The organism is Chitinophaga sp., assembly GCF_036569125.1.
Classification (GTDB): domain Bacteria; phylum Bacteroidota; class Bacteroidia; order Chitinophagales; family Chitinophagaceae; genus Chitinophaga.
In genome coordinates, this window is record NZ_DATCRF010000479.1 from 1 (window position 1) to 8,869 (window position 8,869).

The 8,869-nt window shown below is 48.7% G+C and carries 5 protein-coding genes; 2 read left to right on the forward strand and 3 right to left on the reverse strand.

Annotated features, from left to right (window positions below; translation table 11 throughout):
• Positions 1 to 122 precede the first annotated feature (122 nt).
• Positions 123 to 1,007 carry a cysteine synthase CysM gene (gene cysM / locus VIM87_RS17810; protein WP_331998306.1) on the forward strand — a complete coding sequence of 295 codons (885 nt, stop codon included), beginning with the start codon at positions 123 to 125 and terminating at the stop codon, positions 1,005 to 1,007.
• A 111-nt stretch (positions 1,008 to 1,118) separates the two neighbouring features.
• Here cysM and VIM87_RS17815 read toward each other — a convergent pair whose 3' ends face one another.
• Entirely contained in the window at positions 1,119 to 2,102 is a 984-nt protein-coding gene (locus VIM87_RS17815) for a pyruvate dehydrogenase complex E1 component subunit beta (RefSeq protein WP_089913107.1), read from the reverse strand.
• Positions 2,103 to 2,267: 165 nt separating this feature from the next.
• Here VIM87_RS17815 and VIM87_RS17820 point away from each other — a divergent pair, with 165 nt between their 5' ends.
• Positions 2,268 to 2,897 carry a hypothetical protein gene (locus VIM87_RS17820; protein WP_331998307.1) on the forward strand — a complete coding sequence of 210 codons (630 nt, stop codon included), beginning with the start codon at positions 2,268 to 2,270 and terminating at the stop codon, positions 2,895 to 2,897.
• Between the two features lie 330 nt (positions 2,898 to 3,227).
• On the opposite strand, the gene VIM87_RS17825 is transcribed toward VIM87_RS17820, so the two are convergent.
• A complete protein-coding gene (locus VIM87_RS17825) occupies positions 3,228 to 4,400 on the reverse strand; it encodes an acetyl-CoA C-acyltransferase (protein ID WP_331998308.1) in 1,173 nt (390 codons plus the stop codon).
• A gap of 125 nt (positions 4,401 to 4,525) precedes the next feature.
• Positions 4,526 to 8,752 carry a PKD domain-containing protein gene (locus VIM87_RS17830; protein WP_331998309.1) on the reverse strand — a complete coding sequence of 1,409 codons (4,227 nt, stop codon included), beginning with the start codon at positions 8,750 to 8,752 and terminating at the stop codon, positions 4,526 to 4,528.
• Between the last annotated feature and the right edge of the window lie 117 nt (positions 8,753 to 8,869).

The following is an 8,869-nucleotide window of genomic DNA, read 5'->3' on the forward strand; positions in this document are numbered from 1 at the left end:
GAGGCCATTTAATTAATTTTAGATTTTAGATTTACGATTTTAGATTTCCTGGCGCGATTTTGAAAAGTCGCCTCAATCCAAATCTAAAATCGTAAATCTGAAATCGTAAATCAAAATAACTGATGCATTCAATTCTTGACCAGGTAGGCAATACACCTATTGTTGCACTGAAAAAAATAACGGCAAACCCTAATGTTACTATTTATGCCAAGCTGGAAGGGAATAACCCCGGCGGCAGCGTAAAAGACCGGGCTGCCTATGGTATGATCAAAGGCGCGCTGGACCGGGGCGAGCTAAAGCCCGGCATGAAACTGATCGAGGCTACCAGCGGTAATACCGGTATTGCACTGGCTATGATCTCTGCCCTGTTCGGGGTGGAAATAGAGCTGGTAATGCCGGAAGATGCTACCCGCGAGCGGGTGCTGATCATGGAAGCCTTTGGTGCAAAAGTGGTTTTAACCCGCAAAGAGGATTCCATGGAAGGCTCTATTGACTATGCGCATGCGCAGGTGGCCAAAGGCGGTTATCATATGCTGAACCAGTTTGCCAACCCGGATAATTACGGTATGCACTACCGCACTACCGGCCCGGAAATATGGCGCGATACGCAGGGTGAGGTTACACATTTTGTGAGCGCAATGGGCACTACGGGCACTATTATGGGCGTATCCCGCTACCTGAAGGAGCAGAACCCGCAGGTGCAGATCGTAGGCTGCCAGCCCACTGAAGGCTCCCGGATACCGGGCATCCGCAAGTGGCCGGAGGCTTATCTGCCGAAAATATTTGAAAAAGAGCGGGTAGACCGCACCATGGATATCTCTGAGGACGAAGCCCGGGAAATGACACGGCGCCTGGCAAAGGAAGAAGCCATTTTCTGCGGCATGAGCAGCGGCGGTGCAGTATCTGCAGCAGTACGCTTATCTAAGGAATTAGAGCGGGGTGTGATCGTTTGTATTATTTGCGACCGCGGTGACAGGTACTTGTCGAGTGACCTGTTTGGTTCTTAAGCAGAAAGCTCAAAGCATAAAGCAAAAAGCCGGTTGTGTTATACAACCGGCTTTTTGCGTTTTAATATGTTCTGAGCATTAAGCTTTACGCTTTCTGCTTTGCGCTTTCAGCTATTTCTTCATATACATCACTTCCTTCACCAGCTTCACGGTACGCTCAATATCAGGCATGTACAGCTTTACCAGGTTGGGTGCGTAGTGCATAGGTGCATCCGGAGCAGTGATACGGCGGATGGGAGCATCCAGGTAATCAAAACCCTCTTTCTGAATACGGTAGGTAATTTCAGAAGAGATGCTGGAGAAAGGCCATTGCTCTTCCACGATCACCAGGCGGTTGGTTTTCTTTACAGATTCCAGGATGGTGAACCAGTCCAGCGGGCGGATGGTACGCAGGTCGATCACTTCGGCCTCAATACCTTCTTTGGCCAGCTCTTCTGCGGCGCCCAGGGCTACTTTCATCATTTTGTTGAAAGAAACGATGGTTACGTCCTTACCGGCGCGTTTAACATCGGCTTTGCCGATGGGAATAATATATTCTTCTTCGGGTACGTCGCCCAGCTCGCCATACATTACTTCACTTTCCATGAAAACCACCGGATCATCGTCGCGGATAGCGGCTTTCAGCAAACCTTTGGCATCATATGGGTTGGAAACGGATACTACTTTTAAACCGGGGATGTTGGCATAATAGCTTTCAAAAGCAGTGGAGTGCTGGGCGCCCAGCTGACCGGCAGAACCGTTAGGTCCGCGGAAAACGATGGGGCAGCCTACCTGTCCGCCGCTCATGGCCAGCATTTTGGAAGCGGTGTTCAGGATCTGGTCCAGGGCCAGTACGGCAAAGTTCCAGGTCATAAATTCCACTACAGGACGAAGGCCGTTCTGTGCAGCGCCAACGCCAATGGCAGCAAAGCCTAATTCTGCAATCGGGGTATCAATTACCCTTTTGGCCCCAAATTCATCCAGCATTCCCTGGCTAACTTTATAGGCACCATTGTATTCGGCTACTTCCTCTCCCATCAGGAATACGCGCTCGTCCCGGCGCATTTCTTCCTGGAGGGCTTCTCTTAAGGCTTGTCTGAAAGCTATCTGACGCATGCTATTGGTATAATGATTTGAAAGATTTAAAGTCCTTTCCTAAAAAGGCAGGGGCAAAATTATCGTTTGTTGGCGAAAATGCAAAGGATTTCAGGAAGGCTTATTTATTTAAATATTAATAAAATATATAAAATTATTAATATATTGTAACGTATTACCTGTCCTATGATCACCGTTACCATCCTATCCCTGAGTTTTCTAACGGCCATTTCCTGCAGAATAAAGAAGGTAAAATCGCCGGATGCCGTACGCCTTTTATGGTATGTGCACCTGGTTTTACTGTTCTTTTCCGTGCTTTGCGTGTTAATGATGCTGAATGGCTATGGCTTCAAAGGCGCTTTCACCGAGCGTGTGTTCCTTTCGCTGTATGCCGGCTCCGGCGTGATCCTGTATGGCTTAACGCCCCAGGATGCCAGTGGCAAATGGCTGTACCTGGCCTGTTTTTTCGGATTTCCCTTTTTGCTGCTGTTTGGGTTGCTGCTGCCGCCTTTGCGCATTTTAACCATTATGGCGGGCGTAGCCCTGCTGTTTGATGGTAATGTGCGCCGCTACCCTATTGACGATGATTACACCCTGGAAACCCGCGATATGGGCATTTTATCGCGCTACCCCACCTACAACATGGTAGCAGATAAATATTGGTTCTTTGAAAAAACCACACCGGATGTGGTATCCAAGAACTACTCCCTGCAGGCGCTGCAAACGGCGCAAAAGAACGGGGATAGCGTGAAGATCAGCATACTGGCATTTGACAGGAGTAAGATGCGGTTTGATACCACGATCGCACTGCAGTAAAGGGAGGTAGGATGATGGAAGCGGATGCAGAATGAGGTATGAGGTAGGATACAGGGATGGAATTAAGATGGAATGAAGATGGGGATTAAGAGATAAGAAATAGGACAATACTGTTGGAATGACCTGGAAGTGAAGATTGGTAATAAGCCGGATAAGATGTTTGTATGATCTTAATAAACACCGATATAAAAAGATGCTGTATCAAAGTATGATGCAGCATCTTTTTACTCGGGTACCTGGTGGAGGTAGGTCGTCGTTTAAGCGATTCTCAGGCCCTTCTTTTATTTTTGATACAGCCTCTTTTAGTTTATGCGTTTCGTATAGCCGTGCTTATACTTTCTCAATAATAATAGCGCTGGCGCCGCCTCCGCCGTTACAGATCCCGGCTACGCCATAACGGCCGCCGTGCTGGTGCAGGATGGAATTGAGCGTTACCACAATACGGGCGCCGCTGCAGCCAATAGGATGGCCCAGGGATACGGCCCCACCCCATACATTCAGCTTCTCCGGGTCTAATCCCAGGTCTTTCTGGTTGGCAATGGCCACGCAGGAAAATGCTTCATTGATCTCTGCATAATCCATATCGGATATTTTCAGCTGTGCTTTGGCAAGCGCCCTGTTAATGGCCTTTACCGGCGTAGTGGTGAACCATTCCGGGGCCTGGGAAGCATCTGCAAAGCTGATGATCTTAGCCAGGGGCTTTAATCCCAGCTCCTTCAGCTTTTCGCCGCTTACCAATACCACTGCGGCTGCACCGTCATTGATGTTGGAGGCATTGGCCGCGGTTACCGTTCCGTCTTTCTGGAAAGTGGGTTTCAGTGTGGGGATCTTGTCAAAGTTCACCTTTTTGTAATCCTCATCTTCCGTAACGGTCACTACCTGTTTGCCGGGCACTTCCACGGGGATGATCTCATTTTTGAAATATCCTTTTTCATATGCTGCTGCGGCTCGTTTGTAGCTGCTGGCAGCATAGGCATCCTGGTCTTCACGGGTGATCTTGTATTCTGATGCGCAGATCTCAGCGGCATTGCCCATATGAAAATCCTTGTAGGGATCCCAGAGGCCATCCCGGAGAATACCATCTATTACAGCGCCATGGCCCAGGCGATAGCCTGGGCGGGCTTTATCCAGGTAATAAGGAATGTTGCTCATACTTTCCATACCGCCGGCTATCACTACATCATTATCTCCCAGCATAATGCTTTGCGCGCCCAGCATAATGGCTTTCATACCGGAGGCGCATACTTTATTTACGGTGGTGCAGGGCACATTGGTAGGAATGCCGGCATAAATGCTGGCCTGGTTGGCAGGGGCCTGGCCCACATTGGCGCTGATCACATTGCCCATATATACTTCATTTACCTCTGTGGCGGCAATACCGGCTCTTTCCAGGGCTGCTTTTATAACGGTGGCGCCCAGCTGCGTAGCCGGTACGGCTGCCAGTGCGCCGCTTAATGCCCCGATGGGTGTACGAACCGTGGATACTATAAATACTTCTTTCATAACATAAGATTGTTTGGCTTGAACATTCAAATATAAAGGAAAAGTAGGAAGCGGTAAGAAGGCCGGACAAAAAAAGAAAGGTGAAAAGCGGGGTGCTTTTCACCTTTCAAAATTCATGTATGTGCTTACTGCAATATAATGCGCATAGCTTTTTGTTTGCCGTAACCGGCCACTTCCAGGTAGTAGATGCCTTTGGGTAAGGTACCCAGGTCTATTTCCGTAAGCTGGTCCTTTACCTGCCTGCGGTACAGGGTGTTACCTTTTGCATCATGTACAATAAGATCCACCGGTTTTAACAGTGGTTTTTCAAAGCGTACATATACCAGGCCGGCTGTAGGGTTCGGGAAGGCGCGTACAACGTTCTCTCCTACCGTTATATCCGGTACTGCGGTGATCACCATATTAACCGTGGGGGAAGTGCTGCGGCAGGTACCGCCATTGCTTACAATTACATAATACTGCCCGTTGGCTTTTGCGCGGATGGCTGCCGTGGTGGCGCCGGTTAAGGCTGCGCCGTTAAAGTACCATTGGTAGGTGAGCGCTTTGCCTGCAAACAGGCTATCGCCCCGTTGCTGTAAAGTAGCCACCGGCGTATTTACTACTGCAAACTTTGATGACCAGTCGGTAGTATCTGCCGGGGAGCTGCTCACTATCCTTACCCGGTAATCCTGTCCGCAGGGAATGGTATCCGGTATGCTAACCTTTACGGATATACGCGGATCAGTACCCGGTATAGTTGCAAGGTTAGTTACCGCTCCATCCAGCTCACCGGCCTTTTTACCGCCGGTATTGGCGCCCTGTAGCAGCTGAATGGTGAATACGTTATTGCTGTTGAATGAATGATCGAAGCTGGCAGTTACGGCAAGGCTGTCGTTCGCATTAACAGTAGTAGTGTTGCCAACGCTGGCCGGGTTTTCGGGTTCAACGGGCTGTGTTATGCGGATGGTATCTGTTACCACCGTATTACAAGCGCTTACTTTTACCCAGTAAGTACCGGCCTGTGTTACCGTAATAGTGGGCGTAGTAGCACCGGTAGACCACAGGTAAGTGCCGCCGGAGTTATTCGGCTTGCGTGCATCCAGCAGCAGGCTGCTGCCGGCGGCAAGTGTGGTGTCTGCACCCAGGTTTACAAGCACTGGTGCAAAGTAAATGGTCGTGAATGCAGTATCGCGCTGGCCCGCGCTGTTCACTATCAGCAGGCTAACGGTATAAGTACCACGCTGGCTGTAAGTATGAACGGGGCTCTGTGCTGTATCTGTTGTGTTATCGCCAAAGCTCCATTGACGGCTGATGATGGTGGTGCCTGCAGATGTAGTGCTTTGGTTGGTGAACTTCACCGTAGTGCACTGTAATTTATCGGCGGCAAATTTAGCTTCCAGCTTAGCCGGGATACTATCGGCATAGACGTGAATCGTATCCGATACAGATCCGTTACAATAATACACGGTTACACTGTAAGTGCCCGGCGTGGTGATGGCAATAACAGGGCTGGTTTCACCGGTAGACCATGTACGGGTGGTATTTGGGAAATCAGCACCCAGCATCACGGTATCGCCCGGGTGAAGGATTATATCTGTGCCCAGCTCCAGGTTAGGTTTATTAATCAGCTCAACATTGCGGGTAGCAGTATCCGTAGCACCCTGGCTGTCGGTCACTACCAGTGTTACCAGGTATTGCCCATCTGCAGCAAACAGGTGCTGAGGGCTTTGCGTGGTATCGGTTGTGCCATCGCCAAAAGACCATTCCCATTTTACAATGGGTTGCAGCGCCGTGCTTTCATCCAGGAAGTGCACGCTGGTACAGTTGCGGCCCTGTATGCCAATGGCAGCATCTATACCGGCCGGGCTAGCGTAGCTGATATTGATGGTGTCTGCTGCGCTGGTACCGCACCACCAGTCTGAAACCCGTAGTGCATAGGTGCCGGGTTGTGTTATGGTAATAGCGGCAGTAGTATCGCCGGTAGACCAATGGAAGCTGTAGTGGCTTCCTGCCGGGTAAGGCGCTGACAGGCGTATGGAACCGCCGGGGCGCAGGGTATCAATATCCTGACCCAGGTTCACGGCTATTGCGGTATTTACAATAAGCTTAATGGCCGTATCCTGCTTGCCGCTGTTATCCGTCACTACCAGGGTAACAATATAGTTTCCCGGCTGGCTATAGGTATGAACAGGATTGGGCAGCGTGTCGGTAGTATTATCTCCGAACTGCCATGCCCAATGGCTGATGCTGCCGGCTGTTATTTTGCTGGTATCTGTAAACCGGTAGGTGCGGCAACCTGTTTGCAGGAATCCAAAACCTGCCAGCAATCCGCTACTGGCCGGCGGCTCACCCGGTATGGTTACCGCAATGGTATCTGTAACTGTAGTGCCACAGGAAGTAACTTTTACCCAGTAGCTGCCGGATGTATACACTACAATAACAGGCTGGGTGCTGCCGGTAGACCACAGGTAAGCATCGCCGGAATTGTCCGGCTTGCGCGCATCCAGCAGCAGGCTGTCGCCGGCGGCCGCCAGGGTGGTATCTGCACCCAGGTCTACAAGCAATGGTGCAAAGTAAAGCTTGGTGGTGGCGGTATCCCGTTTTCCAGCACTGTTCACTATCACCAGGCTAACGGTATATTCACCACGCTGGCTATAGGTATGCAGCGGGTTTTGCGCAGTGTCGGTAGTATTATCACCAAAGCTCCATTGACGGCTGGTGATGATGGTGCCGGCAGCGGTGGTGCTTTGATCTGTGAAGCGTACGGTAGTGCATTGTTGCTTATCGGGAGTGAAGGAGGCGGTGGGGCGAGGGAAGGTATCTGTATAGGAGATTACAATAGTATCTGATACTGCTACATCACATGAAGATACTTCTACCCAATATGTATCTCCATGGGATACGGTAATAGTCCGGGTAGTATCACCAGTAGACCAGCGGTATGTAAAACCAAGTCCCTCTGAGTTTTCGGTGCCAAGCACTATGCTTCCTTGCTGTATGGTAGTATCCGGCCCCAGCTTAGCGTCCGGATTCGCAGTCATAGTAACAATATAACTAGCAGTATCGTTTTCTCCCAAATTGTTGGTTACGATCAACTGTACGCTATAACTACCGTTTTGGCCATAAATATGTTGCACATTATGTGCGGTATCTGCATCACTGGCATCTCCAAATGTCCAATATCGCTTAGTAATTTGCGCACCTGTCACCGTACTACTGTCAGCAAGCCATATATTGTTACAGGTCCTTTTGACAAAACCGATGTGGGCTTGAGGCTTGGTAAGCGATGGCTCTCTTACCTGTACCCGGATAGTATCCATCCTTATATCTCCCACTTTCGAGATCCGTACTGCATATTCACCAGCCTGGGTGATTTTCAAAATATTAGTATTATCACCGGTGACATTCCAACCGGATGTATACCAAATATACCTGGCACTAATATCCGTATTACCGGCATTCAGTGTTAAGGTATCGCCCTTATTGATAATAGTATCTTTACCACTCCACACAGGTTTTACCAATACAGTAGGTCTTACTGTCAGATCGTAAGTAGCAGATGTATCACAATAACCGTTAGGCTCTTTCATGGATGTTGAAAAAGTTATCTGGTAAGAGCTCCGTGGATTGTAATACTGATGCGTAAAGTTGATAGTAGGATTCATTAGTACACTGGGAGTATTCCAATAACCGGTTTGCCCATCTCCCCAGTTGATGTAGATCCCGTTGATAACTTCCCTGTTAAATGGTATTGTTGGTAAAAGAGCTACTGAATAGGCATCAGTATTTGACCAGCCATCTGAAGCCACCGCTAATTGTATAGGGCTACCTGATGAATAAACGTTTGTAGAATCCCATAAAGTTTGGCCGCATACATTATAAATTACATGATAAGTTCCTTGTGTATTTACGCTGATACTAGCAGTAGTGTCGCCTGTAGACCAGCGATAACTACCAAAGGAAGGGTCATTGACGGGCGCCAGCTTATTCTTAATTGTTACTTTATTGTTGGGATCAAATGATGTACATACCAGATAGTTCTTTCCAATATCCAGCCCGGGGGTTACCACCGTAAATCCGGTCAATTCGCTAAGGGTATAATTTCCCTTATTATCCAGGATAGCAAGGGAAACGGTATATTTTCCCGGCTGCGTGTATACATGCACAGGGTTTTGCAACCTGGAGCTGTCCCCATCACCAAAAACCCATCGCCACGACATTATTGGGTATGGGCTTGTAGACTGGTCCTGAAAATTAACCGTCATAGGGCCACAACCCACCATCTTATCATAGCTGAATTTTGCGTCAAAACTTTGCCCGAAGAGCAATGTATGGGCCAATAAAAAAACAAACAACAGTAAAAATCGCTTCATACTCAAGGGTATAGGGTGAAAAATGGAAATTGTATTGTTCTAAGGAGCCTTAAAATTACACAAATAACTAATAGGTCAGCCACTATTACCTTTTATATACAACGAAAAGGTGAAGAA